22 protein-coding genes are annotated in these 22,070 nt (G+C 43.5%); 11 read left to right on the top strand and 11 right to left on the bottom strand.

Annotated features, from left to right (window positions below):
• Positions 1 to 237 precede the first annotated feature (237 nt).
• The 5 genes from EI161_RS07635 to rpmI form a co-directional block, all read right to left on the bottom strand.
• On the bottom strand, positions 238 to 537 hold the full coding sequence (locus tag EI161_RS07635; RefSeq protein ID WP_192523950.1) for an integration host factor subunit alpha: 300 nt from the start codon (positions 535 to 537) through the stop codon (positions 238 to 240).
• 247 nt (positions 538 to 784) lie between these two features.
• The gene (pheT, locus tag EI161_RS07630; protein WP_192523949.1) at positions 785 to 3,211 is read right to left on the bottom strand and encodes a phenylalanine--tRNA ligase subunit beta; all 2,427 of its coding nucleotides are present in this window, start codon (positions 3,209 to 3,211) and stop codon (positions 785 to 787) included.
• A 68-nt stretch (positions 3,212 to 3,279) separates the two neighbouring features.
• Positions 3,280 to 4,335 (bottom strand): phenylalanine--tRNA ligase subunit alpha, encoded by a 1,056-nt coding sequence (gene pheS / locus EI161_RS07625; protein ID WP_192523948.1) that lies wholly within the window; start codon positions 4,333 to 4,335, stop codon positions 3,280 to 3,282.
• Positions 4,336 to 4,678: 343 nt separating this feature from the next.
• Entirely contained in the window at positions 4,679 to 5,035 is a 357-nt protein-coding gene (rplT, locus tag EI161_RS07620; RefSeq protein WP_011281252.1) for a 50S ribosomal protein L20, read from the bottom strand.
• Positions 5,036 to 5,226: 191 nt separating this feature from the next.
• Positions 5,227 to 5,424: a 50S ribosomal protein L35 gene (gene rpmI, locus EI161_RS07615; RefSeq protein ID WP_192523947.1), complete on the bottom strand. Its 198-nt coding sequence runs from the start codon at positions 5,422 to 5,424 to the stop codon at positions 5,227 to 5,229.
• A gap of 410 nt (positions 5,425 to 5,834) precedes the next feature.
• On the opposite strand from rpmI, the gene EI161_RS07610 reads away from it, so the two are divergent.
• From EI161_RS07610 to EI161_RS07580, 7 genes are all read left to right on the top strand, one after another.
• Positions 5,835 to 6,278, top strand: coding sequence for a thioesterase family protein (locus EI161_RS07610; protein ID WP_192523946.1), 444 nt, complete (start codon positions 5,835 to 5,837; stop codon positions 6,276 to 6,278).
• A 129-nt stretch (positions 6,279 to 6,407) separates the two neighbouring features.
• Positions 6,408 to 7,283, top strand: coding sequence for a phosphoribosyl-AMP cyclohydrolase (gene hisI / locus EI161_RS07605; protein WP_192523952.1), 876 nt, complete (start codon positions 6,408 to 6,410; stop codon positions 7,281 to 7,283).
• Between the two features lie 240 nt (positions 7,284 to 7,523).
• Complete coding sequence (gene tatA / locus EI161_RS07600) at positions 7,524 to 7,796, top strand: Sec-independent protein translocase subunit TatA (RefSeq protein WP_192523945.1); 273 nt, start codon at positions 7,524 to 7,526, stop codon at positions 7,794 to 7,796.
• A gap of 35 nt (positions 7,797 to 7,831) precedes the next feature.
• Positions 7,832 to 8,512: a Sec-independent protein translocase protein TatB gene (gene tatB / locus EI161_RS07595; protein WP_192523944.1), complete on the top strand. Its 681-nt coding sequence runs from the start codon at positions 7,832 to 7,834 to the stop codon at positions 8,510 to 8,512.
• The gene (gene tatC / locus EI161_RS07590; RefSeq protein ID WP_192523943.1) at positions 8,512 to 9,381 is read left to right on the top strand and encodes a twin-arginine translocase subunit TatC; all 870 of its coding nucleotides are present in this window, start codon (positions 8,512 to 8,514) and stop codon (positions 9,379 to 9,381) included. The genes tatB and tatC overlap by 1 nt, the downstream gene beginning before the upstream one ends.
• 262 nt (positions 9,382 to 9,643) lie before the next feature.
• Positions 9,644 to 11,143, top strand: a complete 1,500-nt coding sequence (locus tag EI161_RS07585) for a UvrD-helicase domain-containing protein (protein WP_192523942.1) — start codon at positions 9,644 to 9,646, stop codon at positions 11,141 to 11,143.
• Between the two features lie 60 nt (positions 11,144 to 11,203).
• Complete coding sequence (locus EI161_RS07580) at positions 11,204 to 12,256, top strand: tRNA-dihydrouridine synthase (RefSeq protein ID WP_192523941.1); 1,053 nt, start codon at positions 11,204 to 11,206, stop codon at positions 12,254 to 12,256.
• Positions 12,257 to 12,326: 70 nt separating this feature from the next.
• On the opposite strand, the gene EI161_RS07575 is transcribed toward EI161_RS07580, so the two are convergent.
• Together EI161_RS07575 and EI161_RS07570 are read right to left on the bottom strand one after the other, a co-directional pair.
• Entirely contained in the window at positions 12,327 to 12,752 is a 426-nt protein-coding gene (locus EI161_RS07575) for an MAPEG family protein (protein WP_192523940.1), read from the bottom strand.
• 14 nt (positions 12,753 to 12,766) lie between these two features.
• Positions 12,767 to 13,180 (bottom strand): OsmC family protein, encoded by a 414-nt coding sequence (locus tag EI161_RS07570; RefSeq protein ID WP_192523939.1) that lies wholly within the window; start codon positions 13,178 to 13,180, stop codon positions 12,767 to 12,769.
• Positions 13,181 to 13,673: 493 nt separating this feature from the next.
• Here EI161_RS07570 and EI161_RS07565 point away from each other — a divergent pair, with 493 nt between their 5' ends.
• Positions 13,674 to 14,195 (top strand): RNA pyrophosphohydrolase, encoded by a 522-nt coding sequence (locus tag EI161_RS07565; RefSeq protein ID WP_192523938.1) that lies wholly within the window; start codon positions 13,674 to 13,676, stop codon positions 14,193 to 14,195.
• Positions 14,196 to 14,281: 86 nt separating this feature from the next.
• On the opposite strand, the gene EI161_RS07560 is transcribed toward EI161_RS07565, so the two are convergent.
• Both EI161_RS07560 and EI161_RS07555 read right to left on the bottom strand, forming a co-directional pair.
• On the bottom strand, positions 14,282 to 15,145 hold the full coding sequence (locus EI161_RS07560; protein WP_192523937.1) for an NRDE family protein: 864 nt from the start codon (positions 15,143 to 15,145) through the stop codon (positions 14,282 to 14,284).
• A gap of 176 nt (positions 15,146 to 15,321) precedes the next feature.
• Positions 15,322 to 17,010: a DUF4139 domain-containing protein gene (locus EI161_RS07555; RefSeq protein WP_192523936.1), complete on the bottom strand. Its 1,689-nt coding sequence runs from the start codon at positions 17,008 to 17,010 to the stop codon at positions 15,322 to 15,324.
• A gap of 169 nt (positions 17,011 to 17,179) precedes the next feature.
• On the opposite strand from EI161_RS07555, the gene lgt reads away from it, so the two are divergent.
• From lgt to EI161_RS07540, 3 genes are all read left to right on the top strand, one after another.
• Positions 17,180 to 18,064, top strand: a complete 885-nt coding sequence (gene lgt / locus EI161_RS07550) for a prolipoprotein diacylglyceryl transferase (RefSeq protein WP_192523935.1) — start codon at positions 17,180 to 17,182, stop codon at positions 18,062 to 18,064.
• Positions 18,065 to 18,136: 72 nt separating this feature from the next.
• A complete protein-coding gene (locus EI161_RS07545; protein ID WP_192523934.1) occupies positions 18,137 to 19,009 on the top strand; it encodes a thymidylate synthase in 873 nt (290 codons plus the stop codon).
• 61 nt (positions 19,010 to 19,070) lie between these two features.
• Positions 19,071 to 19,637 carry a dihydrofolate reductase gene (locus tag EI161_RS07540; protein WP_192523933.1) on the top strand — a complete coding sequence of 189 codons (567 nt, stop codon included), beginning with the start codon at positions 19,071 to 19,073 and terminating at the stop codon, positions 19,635 to 19,637.
• Between the two features lie 219 nt (positions 19,638 to 19,856).
• Here the strand turns inward: EI161_RS07540 and uvrC are convergent, their stop codons facing one another.
• The gene (gene uvrC / locus EI161_RS07535; RefSeq protein WP_192523932.1) at positions 19,857 to 21,701 is read right to left on the bottom strand and encodes an excinuclease ABC subunit UvrC; all 1,845 of its coding nucleotides are present in this window, start codon (positions 21,699 to 21,701) and stop codon (positions 19,857 to 19,859) included.
• Positions 21,702 to 21,791: 90 nt separating this feature from the next.
• Positions 21,792 to 22,070 (bottom strand): IS30 family transposase (locus EI161_RS07530; protein WP_192524318.1); only part of this gene is annotated, 279 nt, incomplete at its 5' end.

The following is a 22,070-nucleotide window of genomic DNA, read 5'->3' as shown; positions in this document are numbered from 1 at the left end:
CTATAAATTTAATACTATGTTTTGCCCCTTTAAGGGCATAAATCTGGTATCGTTCACCTAGGCTTAGATGTGTATAGTTCATGGTTGCAATCTCACTTTGGTCGGTGGATAAAAACTTTGATGCTAGCGCATCTAGGTCTTTTTTTCACCTCACATTTGGTATTGCACTTCATGTGTTAATCTAAGTTACAAACTATGCAAGCTTGATGCAGTTAATCATATTTTGTGGATTTATTATTAACTATCAAATAACCGCTCATCTACCTGTTGACGAAATTTTTGTCCCGTTTTAAAGGTGACCACGCGACGTGCGGAAACAGCGACTGGCTCTCCAGTTTTGGGGTTACGCCCAGGACGGCTATTTTTATCTTTAAGCTCAAAGTTGCCAAAGCCTGAAAGCTTGACCTCTTTGCCATCAATCAAGCTATCTGACAGTTCATCAAAAAAGTTCTCTACTAAACAGCGGCCTTCTTGACGCGTCAAGTGAAGATGACTCATTAAATGCTCAATCATGTCAGATTTGGTTAAGGTGCTCACAGTACGACTCCTATGCTATGTCGTGATGTCGAATATCATGGTTTAGCGGTATGAGGGTTAATGTTGGCTATTATAAAGGTTTTCTGCCATGTTTTTAACACAGTCTGCATGAAAATCCTTTATTAATAACCACTTAACGTATTCTATAAATAACGGTTTTTATAATTAGCAACTGTTATGAATAGCAATGCCCTATAGCCCCAATAATCAAAAGGCTACAGAGCATTGTCATTCTTAATAGTAATTTTTAGCTATCACGCAACTGTACTGAGTGCTGTTCGGTTAGCGCTTGCACTACCTTGTCAGTAGCCGTTTTTACAGTATCATCAGATAGAGTCTGCATTTTATCCTGCCAAATTAAGGCAAAGGCTAAAGAACGTTGACCATCTGGTACTTTGTCGCCTTGATAGACATCAAATAACCATAGATCTCTCAATAGCGCGCCTGCCGCTGTGCGTATTGTCGATTCTAAGGTCTGTAAACTGATGTCGCTATCCACTAAGATGGCGATATCACGACGTACTTGCGGGAATTTACTTGGTGTGGTGATCTCGTACTGCTCACGAGCGAGGGTTAGCAATGGTGCCAAAGACAGTTGCGCGACCCACGTAGCAGGTAAGTCTAATTGTTTGGCGGTACTCGGATGTAATTGCCCTAACCAACCGATATATTGGTCATCAATATACAGCTTGGCGCTTTGTCCAGGATGCAAGAAGGCAAGCGCGCTACGCTCGTAGCGGATACGGGCGCTATCTATTTGCGCGGGTAATAATTGCTCAATATCGTGCTTAAGATCGTAAAAATCTAACGCACGGTTTTGATAAGCTTGTTCGTCCCAAACTTCACCGACCGCCACTAAAGCGATACTGGGTGTTTGTACTAAGTCACTAACACTATGACCGACGAAGCTTAGACCGGTTTCAAAGAAACGCACCCGTGATTGTTGACGATTGAGGTTATACTGCACACAAGGCAGTAAGCTCGATAGTAACGTACGGCGCATCACCGCCAAATCGCTAGAGATTGGATTGGCCAGTGCCAACACTTCACCTAGTGCGTCATCATCAAGTAAGGCTTCTAACTTTGCATCGCTAAAGCTAAAGCTAATCGCTTCCATATAGCCATTATCGACCAGCGCCAGCTTCATCTCGTGCGTCAAATCTGCGGTATCGTCATAATCCATGCTGACTTGCAAATGCGGCAATACGCTTGGGATATTGTCATAGCCATAGATACGCGCAATCTCTTCGATTAAATCCTCTTTGATACTCATATCAAAGCGATAAGATGGCGGTGTGCAAATCAGGCTACCCGCTTGCTGCTCTACCTCAAACCCTAATTGGGTTAAGATACGCACCATAACCGCTGGCTCAATCTCAATACCGATGACATCACGAACCTTAGTAATTGGTAAGTTAATTGGCGCACGAGCTGGCAGATGCTCGCTACTTTCAGCTTTTACTATTTGACCGGCTTGACTAGCTGTGACGCTAGTAATTAAATCACGAGCGCGTGCCAGTGCTAGCGCTGGCAACTCAAAATCGACCCCGCGCTCAAAACGTTGTGAAGCATCGGTATGCAAACCAAAACGGCGGGCGCGTGCAGCAATAGCTAGCTGATTAAAAAAGGCACTTTCTAAGACAATATTGGTGGTGCTATCGGTAACGCTACTACGCTGACCACCCATGATACCAGCAAGCGCTAGCGCACCTTTATCATCAGCAATGACTAATTCATCGCCAGTTAAGGTAATGGTTTGCTCATTTAATAAGGCAATAGTTTCCTCAGGCTGGGCCAAACGCACCACTATATCACCCTCGATAGTATCCGCATCAAACGCATGTAGCGGTTGACCCAACTCCATCAATACATAGTTGGTCACATCGACCAAAAAGTTATGCGAACGCAGTCCTGACTGTACGAGCGCATCTTGCATCCATTTTGGTGTCTCAATGCTACGATCAATATGACTGATTGATTGCAGTAAATAACGCGGACAAGCTTCGACTGCGTTTACGGTTACTGCGGGCGTAGTAATCGCAGTAACGTTATCAGTGTCCGCTACGTTGTCTGCAATTTCTGGCATTTGCACCGGCAAATCATTAATGACGGATATCTCGCGGGCAATACCGCGTACGCTAAAGCAGTCACCACGGTTTGGGGTGATGGAGATATCTAGGATTTGATTATCCAAACCCAAATACTCACGAATATTCATGCCAATTGGCGCATCAGCTGGCAATTCAAGCAGGCCATCAATGCTATCGGTTAAATCAATCTCAGAGGCACCGCATAGCATGCCGTTTGAATCTACACCACGTAGATTACCGTTCTTAATTTCAAAGCCCGCTTTACCATTACTGACATCATCACTTGGTAACACAGCACCAACAGTCGCAACGGGCGCTTTCATACCGACAGTGACATTAGGTGCGCCGCAAACGATTTGTAATGGCTCAGCTGCACCAATATTCACCTGCGTGACGCGCAGTTTATCGGCATCTGGATGTGGCTCAATACTGATCACTTCACCGACAACCACACCGCTAAAATCACGGGCAACCGCATAGCGATCGTCAATCTCAAGTCCTGCCATCGTTAACTGTTCGGCCAATTGTTCACTGGTATTACTAGGATTCACCCATTGACGTAGCCACTGTTCGCTAATTTTCATAAATATCTCGGATCAGAATTTCATAATAAAGATTTTGGAGTAAAGGTAGGCCTATTAATAACGACAATCTAGCCAAACTGCTTTAAGAAGCGCACGTCATTTTGAAAAAACAAACGTAAATCATCGATGCCGTAATACAACATTGCAAAGCGCTCAATCCCCATCCCAAAAGCAAAGCCAGTATATTTTTCGGCATCAATACCGCAGTTGGTCAGCACTTGTGGATGCACCATACCGCAGCCCATAACTTCAAGCCATTTACCATTATCATCTAGGATATCTACTTCAGCAGAAGGCTCGGTAAACGGGAAGAATGATGGGCGGAAACGCACGGTTAGCTCTTTGGCAAAAAACGCTTCTAAGAATTCACTAATCAAACCTTTTAGCTCAGCAAAGGTGCTCGATTCTGTGACCATCAGCCCTTCTAGTTGGTGAAACATTGGCGAATGGGTTTGATCTGAGTCGTTACGATAAACGCGACCGGGACAAATAATACGAATCGGCGGCTCATTTTTTTCCATGGTGCGAATTTGCACCGGACTGGTATGAGTGCGTAGCAGATAGTGCGCATCAAAGTAGAAAGTATCGTGCATGGCACGTGCTGGGTGATGCGAGGGAATATTGAGCGCTTCAAAGTTATAGTAATCGCTCTCAACTTCAGGACCAGTTGCCACATTAAAACCCGCTTGCACAAAATACTGCTGCATACGCTGGGTAATCATCGTCACTGGATGCAAATGGCCTTTTTGACCACCGCGAGCAGGTAAAGTGATATCAATACTTTCCGCTGCAAGCTTGGCATTTAATGCTGCTACTTCTAGCTGCTGCTGACGAGTTGTTAAGGTTTCTTGAATACGGCTACGAACTTGATGTAACCAGCCACCATAGGTTTTTTTATCATCAGCATCAAGTTTACCCATCTGCTTTGACCAGCCAGTTAATGGGCTTTTTTTGCCAGTCAGTTGCACACGCAAGTCTTGTAGCGTACGCGCATCGGTTACCTGAAGAATCAAAGCTTCAGCAGCACTAGCAAATTCAGTCAGTTGAGTTTCATTAAGCTCGCTTAGCTCTGTGGACAAGGTCGGTAGCGCCGACAAATCGGTGGTGGCAGCAGGGGTAGTCATAAGACGCATTCTTCCTGATTTAAACGGACTATTAATTACAGTAATTTGTAATTGTAGGGATTTGACCAAATATTGCAAACCATTTACCGATTCATTTTAAAATAAAAGCTAATCATATGAATGGCTTGAATATTTAGACAATTAGAAAAGCCGTTTGCAAAAACATGTATTCAGCTTTCATGCTCAAAACTGGCAGTAAGATAATGTTATATAAAAAAAGCCACCGACCAGCGGTAGCTTTTATTAATATCGACCTATTAATTAATATTATCTCTATCCATATAGATAATTGCTTATGGACAATCATTTAACAAGCAACATACCTAAATAGAATGGTTAATATTTATGCTAGTTCCGCTTTTGCTTTTTCAACCAATGCAGTGAAAGTCGCTGCATCATGCATAGCGATGTCAGCAAGTACGCGACGATCGATTGCGATGTTAGCTTTTTTCATGCCATTGATAAAGCGGCTATAGCTTAAGCCGTTTAAGCGTGCACCAGCATTGATACGTGCAATCCAAAGACGACGGAAAGTACGTTTTTTGTTGCGACGGTCACGATAAGCATATTGACCAGCTTTGGTCACTGCTTGTACCGCTACGCGGTAAACACGTGAACGGGCACCGTAGTAGCCTTTTGCGCGCTTTAGGATTTTTTTGTGACGACGATTCGCCTGTACACCACGTTTTACACGAGCCATAAATTACTCCAAGATTTCTTTAATTACTGTTAAACGAATCACGATGTCATTGAATAAATAGAATAATAGACATCGTTATCAGATTGCAAAGTCAGGTATTTTTAATTCAGTCGCTATTAATTAAAACAGTTCTTAATTAAAACAGTTCTTAATTAAACAGCGCTTAATTAAAGATAAACGACGATAGTCGACTAGAGGTATGGGCACATGCGACGAACTGCTGCTTCGTCAGATTTGTCCACCATCTTTAGGCCGCGCAACTGGCGAATACGCTTAGCTGATTTCTTGGTCAAGATATGGCTTTTGAAGGCTTGCTTACGCTTAAAGCCGTTCGCTGTTTTTTTGAAGCGTTTAGCTGCACCGCTTCTGGTTTTCATCTTAACTTTCATGATGACTTGCCTCTTTGTCTTTGATAGAACCTGGTCGTCAAATAGTCAATAACGAATAGTAGCTTTAAAAACAAGCACTAAACGGCTATTTGCCTCGAGGTGGGAGGCGCTATTTTAGCAGATAGTGCGCTGTTTTGCCAAGGAAAGTTTTTACCCCGCCCTAGTAGACAATCACTGAAAATGAAAATCATAAAACACCTCGCAATCTTTGCGCTCAAAACATTAATAAAACTGCAAATTTCCTGCCAAACCGATTGAATGTCCGCTTAAGCTGTGCTTAAGTAGAGACTGAATATTGCTATATTTTCAGCAACACTCTAACGAGCTATAAAATAACGTCGTTTATTACCTTTTTTAATCTCTATAGTAATGTATAGCACTTATCGTCTACCCTTAGCTTAGGAGACAAGGTGTCAAAAAAAGAGTTAGACTTTGACAACGACCTATTTGTCTTTGAGACGTTGATGCGTGTGCGTCACACCGAAATCGACACAGGTCAGCATTTAATGCTCGAATCATTGGTAGCGTTGCTCACTGAGGCGCGGTTGAGGTTTTTGCACTCGAGAGGTGTTCAAGATATCAACTCGGACTATCAAGGTTTGATTATTGATGAGTTACAGCTGAATATTAGCGGCCGTGTGCGGGTGCGTGAAGAGCTGTTATTTGAGGTAGGCGTTGAGCCGCGGTATGATAATGGCGGCAATATACTGATACGAGTGACACGTATGCATACTGGTGAAACGGTGGCTAAAGCAAAGCAGCATTTTATCAATTACGACTTTCGTCTTAATAAAATTAGCACCCTTGATAACAGCATTAAAAAAGCACTATACCCCCATCTATTTAGGATTTGATTTTTTCTTAAAACACTGTTTTCGTTTAAATAACTTTTTCACTTAATAAATAATTTTCTCCCTTAAATAGTATTACTAGTAACTCGTTACCTTTTTATTCCCATTTACTTATAAGACGACAGATACATGATGACTTTACCTGCTTGGCTAACTGCCGTAAATTTTAATGCTGATGGCTTAATTCCTGCAATTGCCCAAGATAATGAGTCTGGGCGTATTTTGATGATGGCTTGGATGAATGCCGAATCATTACAGTTGACGGCACAAACTCAAACAGCGGTTTATTTTTCGCGTTCGCGTGCCAAATTATGGCATAAGGGTGAGTCATCAGGGCATACTCAGCGAGTGCATGATATTCGTTTGGATTGCGACGCCGATGTGATTGTGCTTAGCGTCACTCAAGCAGGTGGTATCGCTTGTCATACCGGCCGTGAGTCTTGTTTTTATCAGCGTTTGGATTTGTCTGGGCAAACACCTAAATGGCAAACAGTCGATAAAGTATTAAAAGATCCTGCAGATATCTATAAATCTGATGCAGGTCTCAGCACTACACACCAAGACACCGCTGTTGATACAAAGACTGATATTGCTGATGGAGTTGATAACGCTGCTAATATTATGGGGAACTCGAATAACCAAGGTAAAGCTGCGATTCACTCTATTTTGCAGCAACTTGATACCGTATTGGCAGAGCGTAAACAAGCCGATGCCGACAGCTCTTATGTGGCAAGCTTATACGCCAAAGGGCTCAATAAGATACTAGAAAAAGTGGGTGAAGAAAGTACAGAAAGTATCATCGCTGCCAAAGATTTTGCCCATTGCGATGAGAGTAGAGACAAGGAGCAATATGATGAGGCGCGTCACGAGCTTATTTATGAAGTGGCCGATGTCTGGTTTCATACCTTGGTTGGCTTGGCATGGTTTGATATAGAATCAGATGCCGTGTTAAACGAGCTAGGACGACGCTTTGGTTTATCAGGTATCGATGAAAAGGCTGCTCGATAGTTTTTATAATTTTGATAGTCTCAGTCATGTGGGCAGTGGTTATAAACCACTGCCCTGTTTGATTATTGTTGCATTACCCTTTTTATAGTCAGTGCGAGTTATAATGTTCTTATAATCTGATGCTGTGCCATTTGACGTGATGCGTCTGTAGTTTTATTCAAAACATTCTTTCACATATCAATGGCTAAGTTCTCTCAAAATATTTTGTAGACATAAAAAACAAAACATAAGGATAGCATTATGGGTAGTTTTTCTATTACGCATTGGCTGATTTTATTGGTCGTCGTCGTTGTGGTATTTGGCACCTCTAAACTAAGAAATGCGGGCAAAGATTTGGGCGGCGCCGTCAAAGGCTTTAAAGAAGCCGTTAAAGACGAAAATACTGAACATGCTAAAAAACATGTTGTTCTTGACCATGACGGCAATGCGCGCCCAACAGACCCTCAGGCAACCAGAAAGGTTGATGAGGCTGACATCAACTCTAGCGCAACCGATGACAATCATAAGGTTTGATGTGTGCTGTACTTAAATAGTGATATTTAACCATTATGTTTGATATTGGATTCTCTGAGTTACTACTCTTTGGCGTTATTGCTTTAATTGTTTTGGGGCCAGAAAAGCTGCCCCAAGCAGCACGTACCGCTGGGCAATGGTATGCCAAGATTCGCCGTACGGTTTCTACTTTACAGTCTGAAATAGAAGCTGAGCTCGACCTGGCTGAAACTCGGCAACAAATGCAAAAAGAGCTGGCCAAAATCCGTCAGACCGAGGCGGATATGAGACGTGAAATGGCAGAAATGCGCGGTAATATAAAAGAATTTGAGTACTCTCAAAACCAACATTTAAAGGCAACACATAATGCAGTGGTCGATGATAAACAAGACAAAAGTGTTGATATTGAAAGCCAGCAAAGCAGCATTCAACCAGCCACGCCAAAAGAATTTGACTACCGCTATGAAAAAAACGAACAAAATGACAAGTCAGAAGTATCCGGCGATAGTTTAAAAGCTGACGCCAATGATACCAATGACACTATAGATCAAGTCACTCAAACCATCAGCACCAAGCCGTGGGAAAACATGTGGTTCCGTCTGGGCGCTTATGATAAAGCGCGTCGTCTACCTGCGCCGCCATACCTACCAAATTATAAAGCCGATATTTTGTTAAACAACCATTTAGACAGTCATTTAAACACACAGGCTGCTGCCCATGAGCAGGAGACTGACTAATGGATTTATTTAAACGCAAAAAATCGCGCCAAGAAAAAGTCGCTGACACAGGTGTAGAAGACACCAATGCATCGACTGATCAAAAAGACTCCGGAGACATCCTAAGCTCATTGGCCGATATGCCCATTACCGAGCATTTGATCGAGTTACGCCGCCATCTCATTAGAATATGCGTTGCTATATTAGTGATATTTTTGGCGTTAGTCGGATTTTCACGCGAGTTATACAATTTTTTATCGGATCCCTTGGTTGCGCAGCTGCCCGCCAATTCAACGATGATTGCCACAGACATTACCTCAAACTTTATGGCGCCTATTCGCCTGACTGTATTTGTCGCCGCATTTTTTGCTATGCCCTATATTTTGTATCAAATTTGGTCTTTTGTGGCACCCGGTTTGTATAAAAAAGAGAAAAAAATCGCCATTCCAGTACTGCTCTCCTCTATCTTTTTATTTTATGCTGGCGTGGCTTTTGCCTATTTTATAGTGCTTAAAGGCGTTCTAAAATTCTTTATCATGTTTGCGCCGCAGAATGTTCTGCCGATGACTGATATAGACAGTTATCTGAGCTTTGCACTCAAGTTATTTATGGTTTTTGGGCTGACTTTTGAGATTCCAGTCGTCACTTTACTATTGATATTGGTCGGTATCGTCTCCATTCAGAGCCTAGAGGATAAACGTCGTTATATTATTGTCGGCTGTTTTGCCGTTGCTGCTGTGGTCACTCCGCCTGATGGGGTATCGATGCTGATGCTAGCGATTCCCATGTGGTTATTGTTTGAGCTGGGGTTGTTTTTAGCAAAAGTCTTGATTAAAGAAGAGCGCAGCCCTGCTTTAACAAACGACACAGAATTAAATAAAGAATATTGAATTATGTCACTCGTTAGGCACTTATATAAAAGATACTTGTGCAAAAAACAGCCAATTCGTTAATCTGTTAATATAAATGCCTTATTGGCCAAATTATTCTCAGTTAATTTATCTTTATTATTGTCGCTTACGACGACCAGCACTTCATAGTGACAACGATTCATAACGACAACGATAATTACTCATCAGCCATTGTCTATGCAGTGGCTTTTTTTACCCCCATTATTTTTGATCATACTCTAGTCTTTTAGGTAGCTTTGTTATGTCCGCATCTATGCCAGCTTATATGAGCGATCCCACTGATGAGCAGCTGAACGCCCTTAATATGGCGATGGATCACAAGTCATTTAAAGTGGTCGCCTATGCCGGTGCCGGTAAAACGACGACGTTAAAACTGATTGGCGAACGCCTGCGCGGACGCGGTTTGTATTTAGCCTTTAATAAAGCAATCGCCAATGATGCGCGGCAGAAATTCCCAGGTCACGTTGACTGTCGCACCTTTCATTCGCTTGCTTATCGTCATGTTGCCCGTGATATCACCGCAAAACTGTCCTTGCCGCGTTTTTCACCCAAACGTCTTGGCGACGATTTGGGCTTGCAACCGGTACAAGTACGCAGACAGATGGATGGAGTAAATAAATACATTACTCTCACGCCAGCACGGCTAGCGCGATTCGTTAGCGATGCAGTGAGCAATTTTTGTAGTACCCACGCCAGTTATCCCGCACCAAGGCATATATTATTCCCAAGCTGGCTTGATGACTCAGATGCTGAGCAGCTGCGTGAGATGCTCTACCCTGCTGTAGAACAGCGTTGGCTACAGTCGATTGATGCGCGCCATCCTGCTGGTATCGGTCATGATATTTACTTAAAACTTTGGGCATTGTCCAAACCAAGTATCCCCGCGGACTTTATCTTATTTGATGAAGCGCAAGATGCGGACCCATTAATGATGGGGATTTTGACTCAGCAACCGAAACAAGTTATCTACGTAGGCGATGCGCATCAGCAAATTTATGAATGGCGCGGCGCAGTCAATGCGATGAAAAAGCTACCATTGCCGCAGACTTTATTGACTCAATCCTTTCGCTTTGGCGAACCGATTGCCGAAATTGCCAACACGCTACTTAAAGCATTACAAGAAGATGTACCGTTAAAAGGCAATCCAAACAAGCATTCTTCTACTGAAAAAGGCATGGTTCACAGTAAAAAAGATGCCATCCTTTGCCGCACCAATGCTGCGGCAATGTCACAATTATTAACTGGTCTAAAATTAGGTCACCGCGTAGCACTACAGGCCGATACCGATCGTATGCTTAAATTCTGTCAGGCAGCAGAAAACTTAAAAAATGGTAAATCCGCTTACGGTGTCCCTGAGCTGGCCTATTTTTATAACTGGGGTGATGTACAAGAATACTCTGAGACCAGCGAAGGCAGCGACTTAAAAACGCTAGTGAAGTTGGTCGATGACCATGGCACCAATGTATTGAGCCAAGCAGTCAACAGCTTAACCAGTATCGAAAATGCTGATTACGTCATCTCAACTGCGCATAAAGCCAAAGGGCTTGAATGGGGCAAAGTACAACTCGATGATGATTTTTATTATGATGTGACCACCAGTGCGGTAAAAATTAGCCCAGAAGAGCTGCGTTTGCTCTATGTTGCTTGTACGCGTGCGCAAAGCAATTTGGATATTCACAATATCAAAGACTTGATATCAGGATTACAGACGGGGAAAAAGGTCATTTTTGGCAACTCTTAGCTTTTTCACTTCCTTACTTTGATAATTCCTTAAAAGGAATAAAAAAATGAACAGCAAGCAATGAATAATAACCAACCATCTAGTTCGTTTAGTACGTTGTCACAACAACTTCAAATACGTCAAACAACCATACAACAGTTATTTGCTAATCCCGTTCGCCTACTTGCACCGATGGAAGGCTTAACTGATCCATTAATGCGGCAAATCCTAACTCAAATTGCGGCAGATTTAGGTCGTCCTTATGATTGGTCGGTCAGCGAGTTTATTCGTGTCACCCAGCATGTCTTGCCAGCCCATGTGTTTTATAAATACGTGCCCGAGCTGCATCATGAGGCCAAGACAGCATCGGGTACGCCGATTCATATTCAGCTACTCGGTAGCGAAGCGCAGCTGATGGCAGAAAACGCCGCTTACGCTTGCGAGCTTGGTGCGCCGGCAATTGACATCAATTTTGGTTGTCCTGCCAAAACCGTCAATAATCATCGTGGTGGTTCAATTTTGCTTGATGAGCCAGAAGTGATGTATGAAATCATCAATGCCGTACGCCAAGCCGTTCCTGCTCATATCCCCGTGTCAGCAAAAATTCGTTTGGGTTATACCGATAGCAGCCGTATGGACGATATTCGTGATGCGATTGCTGCTAGCGGCGCCGATTGGCTGACCATTCACGCACGGACCAAAACCCAAGGCTATAAGCCGCCTGCTTATTGGGATAAAATTCAAAACTTTAATACCTTAGCTATTCCAGTGATTGCCAATGGTGAGATATGGAATAGCGAGGACGCGCAAAACTGTATGGCGCAGGCAGGTACGACGCATTTAATGTTAGGTCGCGGTGCCGTTACCCGTCCCGACTTGATTACACAAATGGATAATGACAATCGTCAAAATCTGGATAAGACAGCGACACTGGTATGGCAGGATCTGATTGCTCATCAGATTAAGTTTCTAGAAGGTGCAGCGAAAAGTGATGTGGTGTTAGTCGGACGCTATAAGCAGTGGCTTGGTATGCTGACCAAGGGTTATAGCGAGGCGCAACTATTATGGGAAGGTATCAAACGAGAAAAAAACAAAGCAGTAATTATAAACGCGCTGCAAACCAGCGTACGCTAATAATCACTGCTTTTATACAACTATGAGTTCAATAAAGCTCGCCATATTAAAGGCTCAAAGAAGCAACAAGCTAAAAACTGACCCGAATGGCTAAATAAAATAGCATTAAGCAGCACGCAATAGATAACCCCCAAAGAATCGAGCGAAACGTTGCTAAGTTGGCAATATATGCGGCGCAATATCCAACACGAATCAGTACATATAGCCAGGCGACGGTGTTGATAATCAACTGCGGCACAAAGAACAACATGGCCACCACTACCGCTGCTAAAAATACCGGTAAAGTTTCATAACTGTTCTGCTGAGCCGCATTCGCACGCGCAGCGGCTCCCGTCGTATGTTGCAAAAAATCACGCGGATGCGCATTGTCAGCCAAATTAAAACCGCCAAAGACTTTTGCGATCAACGCCATCGCTAATGGTAACAAACTCGCCACCACCATCGCCCAAATGGCTGCTGCTGCAGTATCAGGAATTAAGCCAAAAAATACATTCATTAGTTTGTTCGCCCCTACCCTGCGATCATTTCAAAGTCGTGAGTGACATTCACCCCGCCCTGTACCAACATCCGGCTGGCTGAGCAATATTTTTCTGCTGATAAGTGAATAGCCTTTTCAACTTGCTTGTCTTTGATATCTTGACCGGTCACGATGAAGTGCATATGAATGTCGGTATAAACCGCTGGAACAGTTTCGGCACGTTGGGCAGTCAGCTCACAGCGCACGTCTGTCACTGCTTGGCGCGACTTTTGTAAAATTGCAACCACATCATAACTGGCACAACCACCTAGTCCTAATAAAATCAGCTCCATTGGGCTGGCGCCTTTTTCTTTATCGGCATCGATTTGGACGTTATGCCCTGACGGCGACACACCCATAAACGCTTTATTCTCTTGCCACGTAACGCTAGCTTTTGACTCTGACATCTTAAATGGTCCTTATTTTAGTTGGCGCGTTGTCTACTTTGTATTTCCTGAAAACATACTATCTTTCGCTAGTGTAGCATAAGCGAAAACGAGATTTTATGGACCATCCCCTTGGATTACTTTTATAAACAGTAACAGGGCTATTTTTTTATTAACGCTTTGCTGCATCACTGCCTCTGAAAGATAGTTTTCGATACACACATTGATAGTGACGCATCTTCCATACTGATCGCACTAATAACTATCGTTATTATAAGACCTTCCAAAAAACCTACAAAAGCCTGCTTATAAATAGCTGATTTTAAAGGATTAAACTTGTGAAACATTTTATAGCAAAATACTGTTACACATTTCGGTTGTTTCTTGGTTTAATAACGGTAATGAATCTTGTTTTGACATCGTATCGATAACTATCACCCTATAATAACTATGATTGCTATCACTGTACCTTGTTGAAACAAGTTATTTTTAAACAATTTAAAAAGGTTTAGTCATGATAGATGCAGACGGCTTTCGCGCCAATGTCGGCATCATCTTGGCAAATACACAAGGGCAGGTTCTGTGGGCAAAACGTATTGGTCACAACGCTTGGCAGTTCCCTCAAGGCGGCATCGACCGCGGGGAGACGCCGATGGATGCGATGTATCGCGAGCTCTGGGAGGAGGTCGGTTTACATCCGCGTCATGTGGATTTACTGGCGGTCACGCAAGACTGGTTGCGCTACCGCTTGCCAAAATGCTATGTGCGCCATGGGCAGTATCCTTTGTGTATTGGGCAAAAACAAAAATGGTTTTTGCTGCGCTTAGATGAGCCAAACACTCAACATATCCGCTTTGACGAAGGGAAACCAGAGTTCGACAACTGGCAGTGGGTCAGCTACTGGTACCCACTTGGACAAGTGATTCACTTTAAACGCGGGGTATACCGTCGCGCCTTGCAAGAATTGGTGCCCGAACTACCGCTTAAACAAGGACTAATCATTCCAAAACAAAACAACCATTTGTTGGTGGAATAATGTCGCTGATGGCTTCCACAGCTTTAGCATAAAAAATACCCGTATTGATGAACAATCAGTATGGGTATTTTTTATGCTAATTTTTCTCAATGAGAGCATTCGCGGCTGACGATTTTAGCTTGAATATCTGTACCTAAGGCATAATTTTTACGCACGGTTAAAATACTTTGTGTTCGTGTGCCGTAGCTTGGTGTGGTTTTACCATCGATAGCTGTATTACTAATTTCTGTTAAATTCGCCCCTTCAATATAAATAGACGACAGTGCTTGTTCTATTTTGATATCGACACCCGTATCTGGTAACGCATCTGCTGGTGCTTGAATACTATCTGATAGCACCTCAAAAGCGGCAGCTTGCCAGTATTGGTCATCGCTATCTTCGCTAATTAACGGCAGCACTTCTTGGCGTAGTCGACCGCGCAAGCGCTCAGTTTTAAACCAACCCTCTTCTGGTTGACCATTAGAAATCACATGTAGCCCTGCATATAACGGCGTGGGTGCATGACCCCGATTATTAACCATGACCGCTTGCATCGCATCACCAATAATAAGGTTAAACCCAGCATACTCTTGCAAACTTATTTGCCGTGCAAACTCCATCGGGCTTAAATTACTGGTCAAAAAATCAGCCACCAATGCCCCACGCGAGCGCTCATCATTGCTTGCCTGCACGCCATCGCGAAAGTTCAATACCGCCGCCCAACGTCCATTTTGCTCATAAGTAGCAAGCTGACTGCTCTGCTGTTTTTGCTTTTGATGCGCCTCTTGATGTGCTATTTGATGAATACCCAGCCAGGTGCCATCACTTTGTTTATCACGTCCCGCATAGATAGGCTTATCTGCCCACTGATGCAGCGGCTCTGTTGGACGCTGTAAAAATTCATCACGATTGGATAATAATACTAAAGGCAGCTCGTCAAATAACTGCCAAGCAATGGCAACGATACACATAGTTTTCCTTTTATATAAGAATTTCAATATAAAACAGGGTCGTTCAAAATAGCGTTCTGCTAGGGTAAATTTTCCTCGCTTGCTGTGTGCTTCGCACTCCAGAGGCCTCACAAAATTTATCACAGCAGCACTGCATTCCTTTTAAATTGAATCGATTGTATGATTCTGATTTAGCATTAATTCGTGCTTAACTTTTTATCGGCAGAGTAGCGGATTTGATACGTCGATTGCAGCACCTGTGATTGCTTACTCGGCAAATCAAACTCCCAAGCAACCATGCCCTTATTATCGTTCCAGTCTTTTTGGCTGACGGTTGGGCTGTGTGCCGCGGTTACTTTAATGCTGTCATCGCTACTGACCGGCTCAGCACTTAACACTTGCAAGCGCACACTACGATTGTGCTGATTGGTAAATTGATAAGCTTGAGTCGTCGTTTTGGTTTGCTGGCGGTTAAATACGCCTTTATCACCTTGTTTGTCTTCATCGGTCAACTGTTTTACCAGCAAGCTAGGATCAATGCCAAAACCAATACCCTGCTCTTTTAGATTCTGATAGCTGTAGCGCGACTGCCCAACATAGTTATCATCGCGGTATAGCTGCAACGAGCCATCCGCCCAAGCTGGAGTCAAAAACGGTGCTGATGCATACCAATAAGCGGCAGCCTCGGCGCCTGGTGTGCTACGTAACCATAGCTTACTGGTACCAGCTTGCTCGTCAATAATCGTGCGTACTCGCCTGCCATCACTGGGAATACTCACACGCTGCGGCAGTCGATACTCGGTGATGCCATTTTTATTTTGACTGCTAACGCTAAAACTCGGTAGCGGTGGCATATCTGCTCCAGACGCACCGCCATAACTGTCTCTCGCAGAAACGACGACTGGCGCAGATTCACTCTCCATCATGGGTTGTGCATAGCGAGCCAATTTATCTTGGCGCTCTTCGTACAATGATAAGCGCTCGACTCTTGGTAACTGGCTGGTGGTGGTTTGGTTGGGATTAACGCTACTTAAGATAACTGACACATTGTTCCAATTCTCGCCTGTTTGTTGGGCAATAATGGCGGAAGCAGTAATATTAAGTTGTTTACTATCTGTATTTAAGCGCGCTTGATAGGTCGGCTCCCAACTGGCGCCGCGTACCTGATAATGCAATTTAACAGTACTAGCAGCACGACTGGCAGTGCGTACACTCACTTGGGTCACATTCTTCTGCGTCTGGTTAGTACTACCTGCAACTAATTGCCCCAGAGTATCCTTGGCACGGGCTTCTTGCTGTTGTAGATCTACAATTCTTTTATTAATATTTGCCGCTTGCGTCTCTAAATCACGCGCATTATTAGCCAGCGTGCCAGTCGTATTTATTTGCGTCACTTTGGTCAAATTTTGCAAATAGGCTTTGGTTAAACGTGCCGCTTCTAACTCGGCGCTGATATCTGCTAAATTATTCTGCTGACTCTGTACTTTCGCATCACCTTGATACTGACATTGCGCCGCTTGCTCACCGCTCAAGGTTTCGATACTGACTTCGCCAATATTAATATTCCCTTGTGCTTGCACACTGATACTATCTGGTTCAATCGCCGGCGATAAACAAGAAAAAACCACTGTTTGCTCACCGCTACCGCTGATTGGCAAGGTACGCGTTACACTGGCTAAACCTTGATAAATCGTAATTTGTTCGATACTGCTGTTTGTCGCTTGCGCGGTTATTGGCACCAACATCGTGAACCCTGATGCCATCATACCAAGCAAGGATAACGGCAGTAATTTACCGCTACTTTTTAGGGTCAGCGCATCAATTGCAAATATTATTTTAGGTTTCTTATCTGGTATAAATGATAGCGTTGATGACGGTGGCTGCATGATGATTCCTTAAGAGTTGATGCGCTTTTTTTCATCTTATCGGTTTTTTTAGCGCTTTGCTATTCATTCAATCATCCATTCACTTATCGATTCATTTATCATAGTGTTCGCAAGGGTCGAATTTTGCTATTATGACCAACATTCTATTATCAATAATTATGATGCCTTTATGATGATTCATCCTCAGTATGATCCCGTGGCGCTGTCCTTGGGTCCAGTAGAAGTGCACTGGTATGGCTTAATGTACCTGCTGGCATTTGCCGCCGCTTATGGCCTAGCCTGGTATCGCAGTACCAAACGCGATAATTGGACCACCGATATGGTGTCCGATTTGGTCTTTTATGGTGCCCTTGGCGTTATTTTGGGCGGTCGTATTGGTTATGTGCTGTTTTATCAGTTCAGCGAGCTTTTACAAAATCCTGCTTACCTATTAAAAGTTTGGGAAGGCGGCATGTCTTTCCACGGCGGTTTTATCGGTGTCATGTTCGGCATGTGGTTCTTTGCGCGTAAATATAAAAAGACCGCCTTTCAAGTCTTCGACTTTATCGTGCCTTGCGTGCCAACTGGTTTATTATTTGGGCGTATCGGTAACTATATCAACGGTGAGCTTTGGGGACGCGTATCAGACGGTGGCTATAACTGGCTGACCTACTTTCCGCAAGCGGCGGCGTTTGATATGCAGCAATTACAAACCAACCCTGAGCTACAAGAATTGATGCTTGAGGTAAATGGACAGTACTTGCTACCTCGCCATCCATCGCAGCTATACGAAGCCTTTGCTGAAGGTCTGCTGTTGTTTATCTTCTTATGGTGGTATTCATCAAAGCCGCGCCCGCGTATGGCGGCCTCCGCTGTTTTCTTACTAGGCTATGGTATCAGTCGTTTTATCATTGAATTCTTCCGTCAGCCAGATGCTGATCAAGGATTTATTTTATTAGGCTGGATGACCAAGGGTCAGCTATTAAGTGCACCGATGATTATCGCCGGCTTAATCATGCTGATTTACGCTTATAAACGCGGTATTTATGATTGGGGTAAGCAGTCGGCTTATTAAGCCTGAACTTATCGAATAAGACATTTAAAATACGTTTTAATATGCACTTGAACCATGCAAAAGAGCACTTTTATGACCAATAATTACCATAACAGTAAAAACGAGCAAGCCTACTTAGATTTGCTACATTTAGTTCTAAATGAAGGTGCTGAAAAAGGTGACCGTACTGGAACCGGTACGTTAAGCCATTTTGGCGCCCAGCTACGTTTTAATTTAGCTGACGGCTTTCCATTATTAACCACCAAAAAAGTCCATTTTAAATCCATCGTTTATGAATTATTGTGGTTTTTAAGCGGTAGCACGCAAGTAGATTACTTGCAAGAAAACGGCGTGCGTATTTGGAATGAATGGGCAACGGCGGAACAGACTGCACGCTTTAACCGTCCTGCTGGCGACCTTGGGCCTGTTTATGGCCATCAATGGCGCAATTATGGTGCCAGTAAAACTGAGGATGGCAGCTACAACGCTGATGGCGTCGATCAAATCACCCAAGTCATCGAGCAAATAAAAACCAACCCCAACTCACGCCGTTTAATTGTATCAGGCTGGAATCCTGGTGAAGCAGAACAAGTCGCCTTGCCGCCTTGTCATACCCTATTTCAGTTCTTCGTCGCGGATAATAAACTGTCATGCCAGCTTTATCAGCGCTCAGCAGATTTATTCCTAGGTGTGCCGTTTAATATCGCCAGCTATGCACTCTTAACCCATATGGTGGCACAGGTTTGTGGTTTAGAAGTCGGTGAATTCATTTGGACCGGTGGTGATTGCCATATTTATCAAAACCATCGCGAACAAGTCGAATTACAGCTAACACGCTCGCTGTATACATTGCCAACATTGACGCTTAACCCTGATGTGAAAGATATTTTTGCTTTTAAATACGAAGACATTAGCGTCGATGGTTATGAATCACACCCTGCAATTAAGGCGAAGGTTGCCGTATAGCCTTTGTTTGGTTGATGTTCCCAAATAACAAAAGTATTTAAAAAAATAAAGAGGATAGGTTATGAGTTATGCCAACATTGAAGTTGCTCAAATAGCGGCCATCAGTCGCAATCGTTGTATCGGGAAAGGTAATGAGCTCCCGTGGCATATCTCTGCAGACTTACAGCATTTTAAAAGCATGACCACCAAACAAAATGATGGCGCGATACAAGGCATCGTCATTATGGGTCGTAAGACGTTTGAGTCGATGGGTAGCCGACCGCTTCCAAAACGTATCAGCTTTATTATCACCACTCAATTAGATTATGCGGAACAAAAAGGCTTAGAAGGTAGCGAGAAAGCTTATGTCATGCATAATTTAGACGATGCGCTGACGCAAGCAGCTAACCTTGCTCATAGTACTAATCTTGATACCATTTGGGTGATTGGCGGTGAACGCGTGTTTAGCGAAGCCTTAAGGTATACCGACCGTATTGAGCTGAGTCACGTAGATACTGAAATCACTGATGGCGATGCCTTTTATCCTGAGCTGCCAAGTGAATTTGCAGTCGCTAGAGAATCTGAGCAAATGCACGATGAAAAGAGTAGATTGGATTTTAAATTTGTGACTTATAAAAGAAAAGCTTAACTTTATTTAGCACGACTTTTATTCATAAGCTATAGTTAAAACATTTTAAAAACGCTACGATACTGCTTGTATGGTTTTTTTGCAGCCTCTGTCTGCATAGGCACAGCAAGCAAGGAAAAACTATACAAGCAGTATGTGGTGTATCGATATTACTTTTCATAGACTATATTAAAAAGACCGCTATCGTAAAATAGCGGTCTTTTTTTATTATCAACTGATTTATTCATGTAGTACTTTATAAATCGTCTTCGCTAATACTGGACCAATGCCTTGCACGCCTGATAGCTCTTGCTGTGAAGCTCCAAGCAATTGCTGTATGCCACCAAAATGATTAAGTAAGTCGCGACGACGCTTCTCACCGAGTCCCGGAATTACTTCTAGCACTGACGATGAACGACGCTTATCACGCTTTTTACGATGCGCAGTGATGGCAAAGCGATGCGCTTCATCACGAATATGCATCAATAGATGTAGCGCCTTGCTATCCATGGGCAAATCAAGCGGCTCATGATCGATAAAATGTAATACCTCAAGCCCTGCTTTACGTCCTTCGCCTTTTGCCACACTAATCAGCAAGGTATCGCCAAGAATACCCAATTCAGTCAGTACTTCTTTAGCGATGCCAAGCTGACCTTTACCGCCATCAATGAGCAATAAATCAGGCAACGGCTGCTTCTTATAACGGCGTGTCAGCACCTGTTTCATCGCCGCATAATCATCACCACCTTGGATATCATGAATCGCATACTGACGGTAATCACGGCGACGCGAGCCACCTTGGTCAAAGACCACGCAGCTACCGATGGTCGCCTCGCCCATGGTATGCGAGATATCAAAGCACTCAATGCGATCAATGGTACGGTCAGTGACCTCAGCCAAAACATCCTTTAATGCACCAAAACGCGCATGCAACTCTAAATAATCACCAAGTTTGGTTTTGAGCGCATTATTGGTGTTTAATTTTGCCAAATCCAACCATTCAGCGCGGTGTTCACGGACGCTGGTTTTGATGACGACCCTGCTTCCAAAATGGGTCGCTAATGCTTCGCTGACTGCGGTTTGATCTGGTAATTCATCGCTCAGTATAATCTCTGCTGGCAAATCATCGGTCACCTGAAAATAGAATGAGGTAATAAAGGCCGATAAATTATCCGCAAGTGGCTCACTGCTGTCGACATCAGGGAAATAGTTTTTGCTACCTAGCACCCGCCCGCCACGGACAGTCAACACATTGACGCAGGTTATACCTGCTTGGCTGGCAATTGCTATCACATCTGCCTCACCCTGCACGGTATAGACGGCCTGTTTCGCTTGTACTTCGCGCAGCATAGAAAGTTGGTCACGATAAAACACTGCTTTTTCAAAGTCTAATTCCTCAGCGGCGCCTTCCATTTTTTTAATCAGAGCACTATGGACATCACTAGAATCGCCCTTTAAAAAGCGAATGGTATTATTCACATCCTCTGCATATTCATCGGCTGACACCAAACCCACACAGGGCGCACGGCAACGTTTGATTTGATATTCAAGACAAGGGCGCTTGCGCTGCTTAAAAAAAGTATTGGTACATTGGCGCATTTGAAACATTTTTTGCATAAGCACCAGCGTCTCTTTTGCCGCATGTGCCGATGGAAATGGACCAAAAAACCGTCCTTTTTGGTGATTGCCTTTGCCACGCCCATAAGCCAGTCTCGGATAAGGCTTATCTGCTGAAATAAACACGTAAAGATAAGATTTATCATCGCGCAGTAGCACGTTATAAGGGGGACGATGTTCTTTAATTAGATTTTGCTCGAGCAGCAGTGCTTCGGTTTCGCTGCGGGTAATAATGGTTTCGATATTATGAATCCGTGCGACTAACGCGCGCGTCTTTGGATGGTCAATCGTCTTAGCAAAGTAGCTGTTTACACGGCTTTTCAGTGATTTTGCCTTACCGACATACAAAATATCGCCATTTTTACCCAGCATTTTATATACCCCTGGCAAATTTGGCAGGCGCTGAATTAAATGCTTAAGGCGGACTTTTTTATCGTCGACGGGACTCGTCGCGGAGACATTGACCATAGAATTTCGGACTCTTAAGTTAAAGCTCTCAAAATAGAATTAATAATACTATAGTTAAAATACTCTTAGATTAACACACCAAGTGCAACGCTAAATTATATTATAGAACACCTGATTGGGCGTTTTAAACCCTAATCGTTTTCTTGGTCTGTTGTTTAGTTTATTCTCAATGTCCTGTATCTCATTATCAGAGACTTGTCTAAAGTCACAACCCTTAGGCAAGAACTCTCTGATTAAGCCGTTAGTATTCTCGTTGGTTCCTCGCTGCCATGACGCATAAGCATCGGCAAAGAAGAAGGAAGTAAAGAGCTTTCGTTTCACCTTCTTATGCTGAGCAAACTCTTTACCATTGTCAGAGGTAATGGTCTT

It is taken from the genome of Psychrobacter sp. FME5 (assembly GCF_014861375.1).
Classification (GTDB): Bacteria; Pseudomonadota; Gammaproteobacteria; order Pseudomonadales; family Moraxellaceae; genus Psychrobacter.
Note: the sequence above shows the minus strand (reverse complement) of the source record. Positions and strands in the feature narration are given on the sequence as shown.

Bases quoted from the DNA above. Each gene is read 5' to 3' on its own strand.
- tatA (WP_192523945.1), top strand. From the start codon at position 7,524: ATGGGTAGTTTTTCTATTACGCATTGGCTGATTTTATTGGTCGTCGTC.
- EI161_RS07575 (WP_192523940.1), bottom strand. From the start codon at position 12,752: ATGAATGTATTTTTTGGCTTAATTCCTGATACTGCAGCAGCAGCCATT.
- uvrC (WP_192523932.1), bottom strand. From the start codon at position 21,701: ATGGTCAATGTCTCCGCGACGAGTCCCGTCGACGATAAAAAAGTCCGC.
- hisI (WP_192523952.1), top strand. From the start codon at position 6,408: ATGACTTTACCTGCTTGGCTAACTGCCGTAAATTTTAATGCTGATGGC.
- EI161_RS07540 (WP_192523933.1), top strand. From the start codon at position 19,071: ATGAGTTATGCCAACATTGAAGTTGCTCAAATAGCGGCCATCAGTCGC.
- EI161_RS07585 (WP_192523942.1), top strand. From the start codon at position 9,644: ATGTCCGCATCTATGCCAGCTTATATGAGCGATCCCACTGATGAGCAG.
- EI161_RS07565 (WP_192523938.1), top strand. From the start codon at position 13,674: ATGATAGATGCAGACGGCTTTCGCGCCAATGTCGGCATCATCTTGGCA.
- rplT (WP_011281252.1), bottom strand. From the start codon at position 5,035: ATGGCTCGTGTAAAACGTGGTGTACAGGCGAATCGTCGTCACAAAAAA.
- tatB (WP_192523944.1), top strand. From the start codon at position 7,832: ATGTTTGATATTGGATTCTCTGAGTTACTACTCTTTGGCGTTATTGCT.
- EI161_RS07560 (WP_192523937.1), bottom strand. From the start codon at position 15,145: ATGTGTATCGTTGCCATTGCTTGGCAGTTATTTGACGAGCTGCCTTTA.
- EI161_RS07580 (WP_192523941.1), top strand. From the start codon at position 11,204: ATGAATAATAACCAACCATCTAGTTCGTTTAGTACGTTGTCACAACAA.
- lgt (WP_192523935.1), top strand. From the start codon at position 17,180: ATGATGATTCATCCTCAGTATGATCCCGTGGCGCTGTCCTTGGGTCCA.
- rpmI (WP_192523947.1), bottom strand. From the start codon at position 5,424: ATGAAAGTTAAGATGAAAACCAGAAGCGGTGCAGCTAAACGCTTCAAA.
- tatC (WP_192523943.1), top strand. From the start codon at position 8,512: ATGGATTTATTTAAACGCAAAAAATCGCGCCAAGAAAAAGTCGCTGAC.
- pheS (WP_192523948.1), bottom strand. From the start codon at position 4,335: ATGACTACCCCTGCTGCCACCACCGATTTGTCGGCGCTACCGACCTTG.
- EI161_RS07545 (WP_192523934.1), top strand. From the start codon at position 18,137: ATGACCAATAATTACCATAACAGTAAAAACGAGCAAGCCTACTTAGAT.
- EI161_RS07570 (WP_192523939.1), bottom strand. From the start codon at position 13,180: ATGTCAGAGTCAAAAGCTAGCGTTACGTGGCAAGAGAATAAAGCGTTT.
- EI161_RS07555 (WP_192523936.1), bottom strand. From the start codon at position 17,010: ATGCAGCCACCGTCATCAACGCTATCATTTATACCAGATAAGAAACCT.
- pheT (WP_192523949.1), bottom strand. From the start codon at position 3,211: ATGAAAATTAGCGAACAGTGGCTACGTCAATGGGTGAATCCTAGTAAT.